The organism is Catenulispora sp. MAP12-49, from assembly GCF_041262705.1.
Taxonomy (GTDB): domain Bacteria; phylum Actinomycetota; class Actinomycetes; order Streptomycetales; family Catenulisporaceae; genus Catenulispora.
The window spans coordinates 18,470-31,309 of record NZ_JBGCCP010000050.1 but is presented as its reverse complement, the minus strand read 5'-3'; the positions used below and the strand labels follow the sequence as shown (position 1 = coordinate 31,309).

The following is a 12,840-nucleotide window of genomic DNA, read 5'->3' as shown; positions in this document are numbered from 1 at the left end:
CATAGCCAGTCTTGCCATTGACGGATAGTGCGCTGCCCTCGCCTGGGTCGAACGCGCAGCGACGACTGACCTGGCTGGGCTCGCACAGCCGCAGGACCAGTTCGGCGGAGTGCTCGGTCGCTGGGGCAGCGTGCCAAGAGACGAGAGCGACCGGCCAGGATGCTCCCGGTCCACGGGCCCTGTTCGGCGTAGAGAGCAGTTCCGGTGCGGGCGACTCCGATAGACCGGCCCAACCAGATACGGGACATGAGGCGCATCCGGCTCTCAGCCTCCTGCCGGCGCCGGATGGCCGTGGTTGGCCTGCATCATTGGACCAACTAAACCTGCCCTGCGCTCGATGAACAGCGTGATCGTGCTACGAGCGCGAAGTGAGGCTGAGCGCCGCAACTGCTGTAGTGGTCTCCGCGCGACCATCGAATCCCGCCTCGCGAAGGTGCCGGGCAGCGCGGACATGTTCGACCGGGACGGGCTCGTCGATTTCGATCAGCCCGGAACTGGCGTAGCTCTCCAACCGGATGACCTCGCCAGCGAGCATCGACAGGACCCGATCGACCGGAATCGGGCCTGCCAGGTAGTCAGCGAAGCTCACCAACTCCGAGGTGAGTCGAACATCCTTGTCAGGCCACCTGCGCCGCGCGGTGGCCAGGGTTCGGCGCTCGGCGTAGGGCTTTTGGACGACGAGGAACGCCCGCGGGTCCTCGCCGAGATCTCGCAGCAGTTCAGCAGACAGCCAGAAGTTCTCGCTGGTGTTCGACGCAAGCCGCTCGATGGCCAGAGCGTGGTCCGGGACACCAGAGTCGATGATGACCTCGGCAATGGCGTCGGCTTCTGTCGTCGCTGCGCTCCCGTCCGGCACATGTAGAGCCCCTCCGGACACCAACACTCGTTTGGCCACGCCGTCGCGGTACAACTCCGCCGCCCGGCGGGCGACACCTAGATCGTGGCCGCCGAAGACGAGGATCCAATCGGCCGGCCGGACGCTCTGCCCGAGCCGCAGGTAGTCCCACAGCGTGCTGGCGATCTCCAGGTCCGCGGGTTGAGGGTTCATTGCTGCTCCGCCGGGTTCGCTTCGGTAATGAGCTTGATATGGCTGTGCTGGTGGACGCCGAATCCGGGATGTGAGCGCTCCGGACTGTCCCGCTCCAGCGCGTACAGCAGCCTTTTGCCGTCTTGGTAGAAGTCTTCCACGATGCCGCCTCATCATCCGGAAACACCGGAACCACGGTGTGTTCCGCCGGCATCGGCGTGGCGGTCGAGAACAACGACACCGCGTGCACCGCGCCGGGAGCACTCGCCCGCAACGCCTTGGTGAGCACAGCGAGCTTGTCCACGACGTAGTGCAGACTCCCGTTCATCAGCACCAAGTCGAAGGACGACTCGTCCAGCACAGCATCCGTCATCGATTCGTTCCGCACGCGGATGTCGACTCGCTCGCTACGCGCGAAGCTTTCAATCTTCTCGCACGCAATGGGGCTCAGCTCGATCGCATCGACCTGCCAGCCGAGCTTCGCCAGGCGGATGACATCCGCGCCCTCTCCCGCCCCCAAATCCAGGACCCGGCCCGGCCCTCGCCGGCGGGCGTACTGCAGGATCGCAGCATGATAGGCAGTGTGCTGAGCGGGCTCGATACTGTATCGGTTGTCCCCGCGCCACCAATACCGCCAATGGGCCTGGTAGTTGTGATCGAAGAACTCACGAACCGCCGCCTCATCGGCGACCAGGTCCGGCATGACCCCCACCTCACCACTCCTTCGCGCCGTCGAAGCTGGCCTCGCACTGAGCCTCGTACCGCTCGAACCACACGCCATCCACATCGCGTCGGAGGTCGAGCAGCGGGGCCTGCTCCGCGGCGGTCCGCGTCAGGTAATGCTGGACGATCAGTCGGCCGTCCCTGGCTGCGACGTCGATCCCCGTCACGCCAACTGGCAAGATCTGATCGACCACCTGCAGTGAGATGCGCCTGCGGGCGGCGGCGGTCAGGCGCGTTTCGAAAGCGCTCTTGAGCAGGTCGAGGTTCTGGGTGATCTTCGCGCGCCTGATTTGCGGATCTACTCCGGCCATCTGCGCGCTCGGTGCGAGCGCGGACCCGTTCGGGTCCATTGCCAACAGGCGCACAGTCCCGCCGGCGGAGGTTAGATCCAGCAGCGCGGTAAGCGCCGTCACGGCTCCTTCGAGATTGATTCCGATGATCAGCACGCTGCGCCGGGCGTGTCGTGCGAGCAGATCCATCCGCTCGAATGCGCCACGCGTGCGAAGCACGCGGTCAACGGGCATCGGCCCGGCAACGTACCGAGACAGGTCGCCAAGTGCCTTCTCGATGCGATAGAGCCTACCGGTGCGTTCGATCAACGCATCGACGCCGAGAAACGCGACGAACCCGAGAACGATCTGCCGTTCGCTGATCTCGACGCCGAACACCTTCGGCTCCAGGCTCGTCACGACCGCCAGGACGACCAGAACGGCCGGCACAACGACGTCCGTCCGCGACGACCCACGCCAACGCCCCACCTGACGTCCCCCTTCGGTCGCTACCAACCGGGCCGTGCCGCGGTTACGCACCGTCTTCGGCAGTATATTGAGAGTGTCGGGAAGCGCCCACGCGCTTTTCACGTCGCAGGCTCAGTGCCACAAGCCACTGAGCCCTCCACGAAAGGGTCCCTTCCGGGGTCGAGGTCGACACGTCGCGCTTCTGGGAAGGGAACACGGGGTCAACATCAGTTTGACTCCGCCGAGGAAAGCCGCAGGTCGAGCACTTGCGAGTGGATAGGACATCGTTCCTTAATCTCGCGTGCCTGCGAACTCAGCTCGGAGCGCAGAGAGCCGATCGAGCCCAGCGTCTTGTGTGCGGTGCGTCGCCGTCGGTCTTCGGGATCCCATTCGGGGCACAGGTACCAGCCCACCAGGTACAGGCCGGCCGCGTCCGGGTGAGCGGCCAGGTAGCGCTCGGTGAGCTGTGACCGCATTGCCGTGAGGGTTTCGCGGTTCCAGCCGCCCTTCACCTCGATGATCACGGTCGCGGTGTTCTCGTGGCGGCCTGTCGCCGTGGCCTGGACGACGATGTCCGCGGCCTCGCTCTGAGCCGATTCACGCAGTCGGCGGACCTGCACCTCGCGGTTGACCACGATGCCACTGTCGGCCAGGCTGTGCCGCAGCCAGCGGGCGATCTCGTCGGAGAGTTTCGCCTCGTTCTTCGGCTTGAACGTTGCCCGCCCGGTCCCGGTCTGGTCCCACAGGGAGGAAACCAGCGGGATGTCACCGTGCAGTTCGGCATGGAATGCCTCGAGCGCCTCGACGACCACGCTGAGGAGCTGGGCGGAACTGTCGACGATGCGGTGGCGCGGGTCTGCTGCGAGCTGCTCCAGGCAGGTCAGCGACCATCCTTGCTCGTCGCGCTCCGGAATCGGGCGAGCGTCGGCGTCCATCTCCAGGAGCCAGTCGTAGAGCTCGTCAGCTTCTGTCAGCTCCCATATCGTCCAGGGCACGGGCTGCCCTCGTCGACGAGCGATCAGACCGGGCAATTGCCGAAGAAGATCCTTGTCGTGGCGCTCTTGCTCCCCATCCTTGCCGGGGCCTGCGGAGCAGAGGCGGTCGAGGTGCTGGTGCAGCCGGTCGAGTAGCTCGGGGGCCTGCATGGCGACGGCGGTGGGCCAGTCGGTGTAGTTGCTGTCGTGGTTATTGAGGTGGCGTAGTGCAATCCGAGTGAGTGGTTCTGAGCGCATAAGGGCCTCGATGGCGGTCATGCAGGTGTCTTCTGAGTAGAGCATGGCCTGGGCGACCAGCCCGCGGCGTCCGAGCGGGCAGGATTCATCAGCAAGGATCGACCTGGCCGCCGTGGCTGCGGCGGCCGTCCCCATGGCCAACAGCGGCTTGAGCAGCGCGCGGACGCACTCGGGCGAGGCGTCGTCAAGCCGGTCAGTAAGGGCGCGGATCAGATCCGGCTGCCAGGCAGCCTGAAGCAACTCGATTGCGATCGGGTCCCCGTAGCGCGGGGCCAGGACGGAGATCTCGTCCACGATCACTGAGGCTGCTTCCGTCGGCCCAATTCTGCTGATCAGCGCGGCGATGACGCGCCGAGGCATGTCAAGGTCGCCTTCGGTGTAGCAGTCCTCGCAGTAGTACAGCATGATCCGCAGCCATTCGGAGGCGACGGCTGAGGGCACGAGGGCCGCCATTTCGGGGCGGGCTCCGAAACACACCATCCATGCTCCCCCGCCAGCCATCACGTGGTAGTCGATGTGCCAGAAGAACCTCGCCTCGTCGGGATCATCAAAGGCTTCCGCGATCACAACCCGCGCGCCTGTGGGGAGCGTGAAGATGACCTCCTGCGCCAGATCAACCACCCGCGTCCGGAGGTCGTGGGGTACACGCCGGAGCGTGGTACCCACAGGGTCGTCCGGCACCTTGATGACGTTGTCGCAATGACGCGGCAGCGCCTTGTGTACCGCGTCCCACCGCTTGAGAAGCGGCTGATCGGCATCCAGCGCAGCAGCCAGAACGCTCGCGGAGAACGTGAACTCGGTATCGGCCTCAGGCGGAAAGGATGCCTTCGGCGACCGGCCCTCCGACACTGGCCCCGGTCTCGTGTCCCCGGGGTCGCGCCCGCGATCATCGAGTCGTACCTGGCACCACCTCTGCAGCCAGGCGGTGACCTCGGGAAGGCGTTCGCCGGCCGCCCACAGCGCGGCGAACATCTCCTGATCGTCCATATCGGCGTCCGTTACGAGCCATAGACTCCAGCGGCGTCGCCGCTCGGGCGGTTCGCTGGCGATGAACTCCGACTCTGTCGGGAATCTTGGGCCGCAAGGTCATTTTCCTTGGCGCCACCAGATCGGGCGAGGTAGGTCGTGGTGGTCGAGGTACTGCTGGAAGGCTGTGGGCGCCCGAGGCCGGTAGTCGGAGTCGGCGGGTTCTTGCTGGCTGAGCCGTTCGATGTTGACCGCGATCGCGGTCAGGACGTGCTGGACGTGCGACTTGGCCTGGCCGCGGTAGCGGCAGTGGCGGGCTCGGTGGCCGACGGCGAACTCTGCGACGGTGCCCTCGGCGCCGGAGCGCCTGGCGTAGAGCCTGCGCCAGGCGGAGTCCTGCTGGTCGTCGCGGTTGCGTTCTTGGAGCTCGTGGATCCGGCGGGGCAGGAAGTTGATGGTCCGGGCCTCGCCGCTGGTGCATTTGGCCTTCTCCGGGCAGGGGCCGCACTGGCGCTTGCCGAATCGGACGACGGTGTAGGGGGCCATCGACGGGATCTCGTTCCAGTTGCCGCTGACCTTGCCGTTCGGGCAGGTGACCTCGTGCCGGTCGAAGTCGATGATGAAGTTCTCCTTGGCGAACCCGTCGTTGGCCTTGGCCTGTTTGGAGTTGTTGTTGTGGATCGGCCCCACCAGCGCGATCTTGTAGTTCCGGTCGGCGTCCGCCAGCCCAGCGCCGGAGGCGTAGCCGCCGTCCACCAGGTGCTCGGCCGGGAGAAGGCGGCGCTTCTTGAGCCGGCCGTGGATGCCGGGCAGAGCCTGGCTGTCGGCCTCCGACACCCAGGTGGCCACGTCGGTGACGACGTTGACCCGGTCCTCGTCGCAGGTCTCGGTGACGTGGACTCCCGCGTTGCAATAGGTAACCCGGGGTCGGGTCCTCCTGGGTGGTCGGGATCGAGTGTCTGATGATGATGCCCGCCGGGCCGATGCGGATTTCCTTGACCACGGCTCGAAGGACGCGCTGGCGTTCGGCGACCGAGGCGGTCCGCGCGGCTTCGTGAAGCCGGGCCAGGAAGCTCTCCAGGTTTTCGGCGAGCTTGAGGTAGGCCTGCTGGTCGATGAGCTGGGCGGCCAGGGCCTGCAGTTGGTTGTTCAGGTTTTGCCGTCGGGCGCGCAGGGCCGGCACCCGCTCGCGCAGCTCCTCCAGGGTGATTAGTTGTTCCTGGTAGGCGGTCACCAGGCGACTGATCGTCCCTTCGACTCCTGTGATCTGCTGGTGCAGTCGCTGTCGGCCGGCGTTCAGCGGGTCGGTGGCGCGCATCTGTTCCAGACGGCGCTCCAATTCCTGTCGGACCAGCGCCGGGTCTGCCAGCAGTGCCACGACCTTCTCCCAGACCAGGGTGTCGAGGTCGTCGGCTCGCAGCGGCCGGCTGGAGCAGACTTTCACGCCGCCGGGCAGCTCCCAGCCGTTGGTCCCCGGGCAGCGGTAATAGTGGTACTTCCTCGGGCCGGGGCCTTGTGAGGTCCGGTTGTAGGCATAGCCGCAGATGTCGCACACCAGCAGCCCGGTCAGCAGCGCCGGGTCCTTGGTGTTGCGTGGGGAGAACTTCGCGTTCTCGGCCAGACGCCGTTCGACCATGGCGAAGACCTCTTCGCTGACCAGTGCGGGAACCGGGATCTCTATCCACTCCGGGCGGGGCCGGGCCGTGGTTGCCGTCTTACCCGACGCCGAGCGTCCCTGCTGCCGCGAGGTCCGGTTGGCCCGCAGCGGGTCGGTGGCGGTCTGGGTCTTACCGAACGCGGCCCGACCGGCGTAGGCGGGATTACGCAGCATACGTCCCAAGGTGCCGGCGTCCCAGTTCGGGTTGCCGGACGGCGAGGGAATCTGGTCGTGGGACAGTTCTTTGGCCAGTGCCTGCATCGAGACTCCCCCCGTCGCGTAACGGGCGAAGATCCGGGCCACCACCGTGGCCTCCGGCTCGGCCACGGCGTAGGCCGCCTCGCCGTGCTCAGCTTTGGACAGGTACCGGTAGCCATACGGCGCACGGCCCAGGACGCTGGCCGCCCCGGCCCGGGCCCGGTGCACTTTGCCGCGGCGGGTGCGCTCGGCGATCAGGGCCCGCTCATACTCGGCGATCATGCCTTGGAACTGGACCATCAACGCCTGCTCGGGGGTGGCGACCACGGGGTTGTGGATGAAGACCACCACGGTGCCGCACCGGGTGAACTCCTCGACCAGCAACACCTGGTGGGCGTAGTTGCGGGCCAGCCGGTCCGGGGACAGGCACAGCACCTGCTCGACAATCCGCTGGGCGCTCAAGTCCCGCAGCCGTTCCAACCCCGGCCGCACTAAAGTAGCCCCTGACCAGCCATCGTCGATGAAGACCCATTCCTCGGGGATCTCCCAGCCCTGCTCGATCGCGTATTCATGCAGAGCGGCGACCTGGCTGTCGATCGTCTCGTTCTGCTTCTGCCGGGTCGAGGACACCCGGGCATACAACGCCGTGTGGATCATGGCCGTCACCTCGCTGGCCTCGTCGGATGGCGCGTCCCCGGTCGGGGACGAGAACCTGGTAGGCGGTGGTGAGTTCCACCGCGCCCAGACGATCGAAGACGAACTCGACCGTGACCTCGAGGTGGTCCATCGATGCTCCATGCCGGCGGCGGACTCACCGCACGCGGCCGGATTCCGGTGGGACATCGTCAAGGCCACCACCTGCACTTCGACCGTAGCGCGAGATACCTCAGACGTCTGCGACCCTCGGCGACCGGGTTCTGAGATCAGCCGTCACACCCGCGATGACCTGGAACTCGAAGTTACCCATTGCGTTGTAGGCGTCTGGAGGAGGTAGCCGGTCCAGCGGGTGTCGCCGCGACGCACCCAGCGAGCCTCGGTCTCATACGGCGACTGGATCCGGATCCGGGACGGCGGCAGGCCGTCGCGCTCAGTGCGGGGCCGGAACCTGCCACGCGCGTCGGTCAGGAAGTGCTGGATCAGCAGTCGGCGCAGCACGTCCGCTTGCGGCGGCACCTGCTTGCCGAAGCGGCCGTAGACCCGTTCCAGCAGCACCTGGGCGTCGGCGCCGACCTGGGTGAGCCGGGCCACCGGATGGCTGGGCTGGCTGCACATCCGTACCTGACGGCCGTAGCGTTGACTCCAGTCGGCCGTCACCAGCTCGTCCAGAATCTGCGGCGCGGCCGTGGCCACGTGCTCCAGCAGCGCCCGCACCGCCTCGGTCACCAGCTCCAGCCGAGTGAGCTCCCGTCCTGCGGACAGCACCCGGGTGGAGTCGGTGCGCTGCCGCCCGCGCGCCTTGACCAGGCCGGCTTCCTTCAACCGGGCCAGCATCAGGTCGAGCAGCCGGTCGGCACGGCCGTCCTCGGCCAGACGATCACGAAAGTCGCTCAGCACGCTGTGATGGAACCCGGAATCCTCCAGCTCCAGCCCCAGCGCGTATTTGTAGTCAATCCGACACCGCACCGCCTCGGCGGCCTGCCGATCCGACAGGTTGTCCAGGAACTGCAACACGCACACGGTGGCCAGCTGCGCCGGAGACCAGGCAGGCCGCCCGTCGCGGGGATACCAGCCGACGAAGTCCTCATCCGACCACAAGCCCTCGAGCCCATCCCGCACCCACATCGCGGTGGTCCCCTTCGGGTTGGCCGCCCGAGCCACCCGCACGGTCAACTCCGGAACCTCGGCACCCGAACGAGGACGAACCGACATCTGCACCACCCTGGGATCCGACAACCTGTCATGCCATGAAGATCCGGACGATAGCAGTGCATTGATTCATTCGGGAGACCGTCACCGAGCAAGATCCCCGACAGAGTCCTTCCATGAAGGTGATCCAACTCAGCACCCTGTCTCCGGCTGAGAAGCGCCTGTGGAGCGCGTTCGGCACCGGCGGTCTCGTCGATCTCCGATCGACACCCGACGACGGGCCCAAGACGCGGCCTCCTGGGGGCCCGAACGCGAGGTCCGAGCCGAGGTGATCGTCGCGCTGCTCACCGGGGCTGGACAGACACGGGGCGGCGGCATCCCGGGTGTTCGGCTGGCCGGAGCCAGGATCGTCGGCGGCTTGATGCTGGCGAACGCGGTCGTCGAGCACCCGGTCGACTTCGAGCGGTGCGATTTCGACACCGGCGTCGCCGTCCCCGAGGCCACGACACGAAGCATCCGCATGCGAGGCTGCTATCTGCCGTACCTGGAGGCCGCCCGCCTGCACCTGCGCGGTGAACTACTCTTCCAGGGTTGCCGCCTGGACTGGATGAGCCTGTACGCCGCACGCGTGGACGAGGTCGAAATCAGCGGCACCACCTTGACCAGGCCCGGCGACATCGCCTTCAACGGCGACCTGCTCACCGTCGCGGCCGCGATGTACGCCCACGAAATGCAGGTCGAGGGACAGTTCCGGCTGCCGGGCGCCCGTGTCGGCGGATACCTGGAGTTGGACGGGAGCTCGATCTCCCACGACGGCACGCAAGCAGCCGTGTTCGCGCCCGGCCTGCGAGTGGAGACCGGGCTGTTCGCGCACCGCGGCACCTACCTCGCGACTAAGCCCCCGTTCACCGTCGAAGGCGGGGTCAACCTGGACGCGGCGGAGATCAGAGGCGGTCTGTGGATGCCCGACGCTCGGGTGACAGGCGGCATCCGGCTCAGCGCGGCCAGAATCATCGGCCCCGTGGACCTGTCGGCAGCAATCCTGGAGTCACTGTCGACGGAGGCGCTTCTGGCCGACCACACACACGTCGACGGCGCAGTGCTGTGCCATGACGGCTTCCACGCCCAAGGCACGCTGAGCTTCCTGGGCGCGCAGATCACAGGACGTTTCAGCCTCGGCGCCACATCCGAGGGCGCCGCTCCCAGCATCCTGAACGGCACGGTGGACCTGCGCCAGGCCCGGATCGGAACCCTCTGCGACGACCAGGCGTCCTGGCCGCCCCGCCTCCGCCTCGACGGCCTCGTCTACGACGAGCTCACGCCACAGCTGGACGCGCGCCGACGCCTGTCGTGGCTGGCCCGCGGCGAGTTCCAGTCCCAACCGTTCGAACAGCTCGCGACCCGCTTCCGCGCCGTCGGACGTGACGCGGACGCCCGCCGCGTCCTGCTGGCCCGCCAACGGCACCGCCGGAGCGCGCAAGGCCCGGCGGCCACACTCTGGGGCCTGGCCCAGGGCGCCACCGTCGGGTACGGCTACCGGCCCTGGCTCGCCGGATTCTGGCTCCTGGGGCTTCTGGCAGCCGGCACATCGTACTTCGCCGGTCACCGTCCTCAGCCGACCAGCCGTGCGGGCAGCCCGCACTTCAACGCGCTCGCCTACACGCTCGACCTCCTGGTACCGGTCGTCAGCCTCGGCCAGTCGAATGCGTGGGACCCGATGGGAACCGGGCAAGTCGTTGCCTATGCACTCATCCTGAGCGGCTGGACGTTGGCTACCGCGCTCATTGCGGGAGTCACCCGCGGTCTTGCCCGAAGCTGAATGCAGGACCCCCATTCTCATACTGTCCGGGACTCGGAGCTAGCGGTGACGTCGCGGGGCCCTGAGGGAAGCGAAAAGCCGATGGAACACGCGTCGCGAAGAAAAGGTGGGAACTTGGGTATCCATGCAGGTCAAAGTGATTAGAGGCGAAGGATTCATGGGGAACCTACAGACCTTTTTGTGTCACTTGTTGCTTTCTTGCGGATATACACCTGTATTCTCCTACCGGCGATGCTGATTGTCAGTCTCAGCGGAGGCTGAGCCTAACCATGGCCTGCGGCGTACAGCGTGAGCAAGGCCGCCGCACGTCCCACCGATGTCATCATGGGCGGCATGGCCTATGACAAAGCGGTCGCAGAGAGCGGAAACACCCGTGTCCTGGGCGCGCCATGGCAGTGCTGGAAATCGAACGGCGGGAGCGAGGCCCTCACCCGTTACCTCCCCGAAGCCGTTGTGTCTCGATATCTGGATCGCGGCTGCGGCCTGACGGCTGACCAGCAGCGGACGCACTTGGCCATTCACGAGGCCGGGCATACCTTCGCCATGCATGCCGTTGGCATGGCGTACGGCAAGATCGTGATCAACTCTTCGGCGGAACTCCTGGAAGGCAGAACGGACCTTCACAGGCTTGCGCATGCCGAATGGCGCGAACTACCGCGCACAGCACGCGAGGTCGCGTTGTTGGCACTAGGCGGATGGGTTGCTGCCGAGACATGGCTGGAGCTCACGACTGTTAATGGCCGGAGGCTCCGGGAGGATCCGCTGAATGTATGCCACGCCCAAATCACCGCTGCGGATGACCACTACGACCTGATGTGCTTCCCTACTCCCCGACCTACCGCGTACCTGTACGGGAACGTGCAGGAACCGGGGGACTGGGAGGGTGACGTGATCGCTATCGAGGCCGTGAGGGGAAATCTGATCAAGATGTTCCTTAGCCGCTGGCCCCAGCTGATCGAGCTGGCCGAGAAAGCGTCGAGGGAAGGGGGCGCCACGACGGATATCATCGCCAAGACACTCGGGGATCCAGGTTGGGCCATTTAGGCCGGGAGGTGGAGCCACTTTTCGCCGCGACATCGCACGGACGATGAGGGACCCGTCAGCCAGTAGTTCTCATGTTTCACGAACCTGTGTCTAGTTGACCAAAGCCTCTGCGATCTTCCGAATGATCTGCGTAGCCTCCTCATGAACGGCGTCGTCTTGAAGCCACAGGAAGATCAGGTGGTTGACGACCTCCTCTTCCTTGATGCCTAGCGATCCAGCGAGCTTCGCGAACCAGTATTGATGCGGGTGGAACCTGAGCGCGTCGAGGGCCACGGTGACGTCGTCCGAGTTGAGGGCGGCCCGCTCGGCGAGTCGGTCCGGGTTGGCGCGCACAGCGGCAAGGATCGCCTCGTCGGGCTCATTGCCTGGAAGGTAAGCCAAAGTTATGCCGTTGTGATCGATGTTCGCGGTGCGCTGGTCACCGTCGAGGACGACACAAACGCCGAGCCTTGACGATCTCTGCATTATCCGTGCGGTGGCGAGGGCTTGGTCCTTGCCACCGCTGTCGATGACGTCTACGCGGTGAGCCAGATGACTGTCGATACGGGCGAGAAAGGCTTGTATAATCCGACGTGCCAGGTCGTCTTCTACGAGCACGATTCCTGCCAGTCCTGGAGCATGGCCGAGCATACGCAGCGCAGATGCCGGGCTCGACGGGCTGACGATCTGCGCGCCCTCTAATCCCGGTGCCAGGACCCGGATCATACTCGCTGGCGTACGGGCGATCATCGCTGCTGAGTGGGTGGCGACGATCGTCTGAGCCTTGTTCGCCAGCGTCAGCCGCGCGATCTCATCAAGGAACGGCCGATGGCCGGCTGGCGATAGGAACGCCTCGGGCTCGTCGATGAGGATGATCTGCTCGGGACCAGCCGTGCGAAGCGACCAGAGAACGTAGTGAACCCACAGTTCCCCGGAACTCATTTGAGTGCTGGTGACGGCCCGACCGTCGACTATTGCCTTGACATGGGGTACCCAATAGTAGTCGTCGTCGAGGCTCGGTTCTGTGTTGAGCTCGCGCCAGTCGAAGGACTCATAGCGTCGGCCGAGGATATCACGCAGATATTCGAGCTCTTCGTGCCGAAGCGGATCCAGCCGACGCGAGGGAAGCCGGTCGGCTGATTCGAAGTTCTGGAAGAGCACCGAGTACTCGGAGAACATCAAAGACGGTTCGACGTAGCGAGTCCATGGCGCCTGCTCGCCAAGCTCGCTGAGTGGTGCTTCGGCGAAAGCATCTGGCCTCACTTCGCCGAGATCGACGGTCCATTTATGCGGGGTCTCGTCGTTGAGGTAGGTGGCTGTGAACCGCCCGTCGATCACGCCTTCGTTGGAACGACTACGGCTGAAGAACGGTGGTCCCATAGGGAAGCCGTAGCCGCGCGGCAACAGTGCCGCGATGCTGCGAAGCAGGTAGGACTTGCCGACCCCGTGCGTTCCGGTCACGACGGTCAGCTGCCCGAAGCGAATATCCTGGCGTGCGAGCACGGGGGACCGCTCGATCGTGACATCCGTAATGCCGTTGCTGGGGTCTTGTTTGAGGCGTTCCCATACCCGGACGCGGCGATCCATGCCGCTGGCCACATTCACCCCAACTTCCACTGCTCTGCCGTCCGTGCCACCAAGTCATCCCGAGT

At 65.8% G+C, this 12,840-nt stretch carries 10 protein-coding genes and 2 pseudogenes; 3 read left to right on the top strand and 9 right to left on the bottom strand.

All coding sequences use genetic code 11. The features are described 5' to 3' along the window. Positions 1-355: 355 nt before the first annotated feature. From ABIA35_RS45215 to ABIA35_RS45190, 6 genes and pseudogenes are all read right to left on the bottom strand, one after another. On the bottom strand, positions 356-1,048 hold the full coding sequence (locus ABIA35_RS45215) for a YdcF family protein (protein WP_370362104.1): 693 nt from the start codon (positions 1,046-1,048) through the stop codon (positions 356-358). Next, positions 1,045-1,188, bottom strand: coding sequence for a hypothetical protein (locus ABIA35_RS45210; protein ID WP_370362103.1), 144 nt, complete (start codon positions 1,186-1,188; stop codon positions 1,045-1,047). Before ABIA35_RS45210 ends, ABIA35_RS45215 begins: the two co-directional genes overlap by 4 nt. A 53-nt stretch (positions 1,189-1,241) precedes the next feature. Next, positions 1,242-1,730 (bottom strand): annotated as a pseudogene (locus ABIA35_RS45205) (class I SAM-dependent methyltransferase); the annotation flags it as partial. A 10-nt stretch (positions 1,731-1,740) separates the two neighbouring features. Continuing rightward, positions 1,741-2,439, bottom strand: a complete 699-nt coding sequence (locus ABIA35_RS45200; RefSeq protein ID WP_370362102.1) for a DUF5919 domain-containing protein — start codon at positions 2,437-2,439, stop codon at positions 1,741-1,743. Positions 2,440-2,714: 275 nt separating this feature from the next. After that, entirely contained in the window at positions 2,715-4,706 is a 1,992-nt protein-coding gene (locus ABIA35_RS45195) for a hypothetical protein (RefSeq protein WP_370362101.1), read from the bottom strand. 99 nt (positions 4,707-4,805) lie between these two features. Next, complete coding sequence (locus ABIA35_RS45190) at positions 4,806-5,534, bottom strand: transposase (RefSeq protein ID WP_370362100.1); 729 nt, start codon at positions 5,532-5,534, stop codon at positions 4,806-4,808. 106 nt (positions 5,535-5,640) lie between these two features. On the opposite strand from ABIA35_RS45190, the gene ABIA35_RS45185 reads away from it, so the two are divergent. Beyond that, positions 5,641-5,898, top strand: coding sequence for a hypothetical protein (locus ABIA35_RS45185; protein WP_370362099.1), 258 nt, complete (start codon positions 5,641-5,643; stop codon positions 5,896-5,898). Between the two features lie 177 nt (positions 5,899-6,075). On the opposite strand, the pseudogene ABIA35_RS45180 reads toward ABIA35_RS45185, so the two are convergent. Both ABIA35_RS45180 and ABIA35_RS45175 read right to left on the bottom strand, forming a co-directional pair. Continuing rightward, positions 6,076-7,197: pseudogene (locus ABIA35_RS45180) on the bottom strand (recombinase family protein); the annotation flags it as partial. A gap of 273 nt (positions 7,198-7,470) precedes the next feature. Further along, a complete protein-coding gene (locus ABIA35_RS45175) occupies positions 7,471-8,409 on the bottom strand; it encodes a transposase (RefSeq protein ID WP_370362098.1) in 939 nt (312 codons plus the stop codon). A 265-nt stretch (positions 8,410-8,674) separates the two neighbouring features. Between ABIA35_RS45175 and ABIA35_RS45170 the strand changes: the two genes are divergently transcribed. Then, positions 8,675-10,165: a hypothetical protein gene (locus tag ABIA35_RS45170; RefSeq protein ID WP_370362097.1), complete on the top strand. Its 1,491-nt coding sequence runs from the start codon at positions 8,675-8,677 to the stop codon at positions 10,163-10,165. Between the two features lie 288 nt (positions 10,166-10,453). After that, a complete protein-coding gene (locus ABIA35_RS45165; RefSeq protein ID WP_370362096.1) occupies positions 10,454-11,209 on the top strand; it encodes a hypothetical protein in 756 nt (251 codons plus the stop codon). A gap of 90 nt (positions 11,210-11,299) precedes the next feature. On the opposite strand, the gene ABIA35_RS45160 is transcribed toward ABIA35_RS45165, so the two are convergent. Beyond that, positions 11,300-12,793, bottom strand: coding sequence for an ATP-dependent endonuclease (locus ABIA35_RS45160; protein ID WP_370362095.1), 1,494 nt, complete (start codon positions 12,791-12,793; stop codon positions 11,300-11,302). Between the last annotated feature and the right edge of the window lie 47 nt (positions 12,794-12,840).

Bases quoted from the DNA above. Each gene is read 5' to 3' on its own strand.
- ABIA35_RS45215 (WP_370362104.1), bottom strand. From the start codon at position 1,048: ATGAACCCTCAACCCGCGGACCTGGAGATCGCCAGCACGCTGTGGGAC.
- ABIA35_RS45175 (WP_370362098.1), bottom strand. From the start codon at position 8,409: ATGTCGGTTCGTCCTCGTTCGGGTGCCGAGGTTCCGGAGTTGACCGTG.
- ABIA35_RS45195 (WP_370362101.1), bottom strand. From the start codon at position 4,706: ATGGACGATCAGGAGATGTTCGCCGCGCTGTGGGCGGCCGGCGAACGC.